Source organism: Pyxidicoccus fallax, from assembly GCF_012933655.1.
GTDB lineage: Bacteria > Myxococcota > Myxococcia > Myxococcales > Myxococcaceae > Myxococcus > Myxococcus fallax.
In genome coordinates this window covers 1-414 of record NZ_JABBJJ010000792.1, presented here as the reverse complement: position 1 = coordinate 414, position 414 = coordinate 1, and the positions used below count along the sequence as shown (strand labels likewise).

At 65.7% G+C, this 414-nt stretch carries 1 protein-coding gene; it reads left to right on the top strand.

Annotated features, from left to right (window positions below; translation table 11 throughout):
* On the top strand, window positions 1-229 hold a 229-nt coding region (locus tag HG543_RS54870), incomplete at its 5' end, for a hypothetical protein (RefSeq protein WP_211194836.1).
* Between the last annotated feature and the right edge of the window lie 185 nt (window positions 230-414).

Below are 414 nucleotides of genomic sequence, written 5' to 3'. Positions count from 1 at the left end.
GGTTCGCGTCGAGCGCGAGTTCGGAAGTCATCTAATGGAGATCAGGATTGCAACGGACCAGTCGCGGCACCGGGTTCGCCGGGCCAACGCCACGGAGCCCCAAGGCGCCAGACACGCCGGGATCGGCGCGATTCCACACATATCAAACAGCGGGACGCGCCGCGGTAAACGGCAGCGACAGAACTACGGGGAGGTCGTCTACGTGGCCCGGCCGGGTGGTCCGGTTTGAAGCAGCGGGACGGTCGTCGGGGGCTGCGTTGGCCGCAAAAACCGACGGGCCGCTGCATCCAGCCACGTGCAATGGAGTCTAGGGTAAGCCTTTGCCGCGCCAGTGTCCAGCCGGACCGGGGCGGGGGCTGCATTGGCTAGAATCTGCGGACCCGACAACGCAAGCGAGGAAATGCCGGTGTGGTA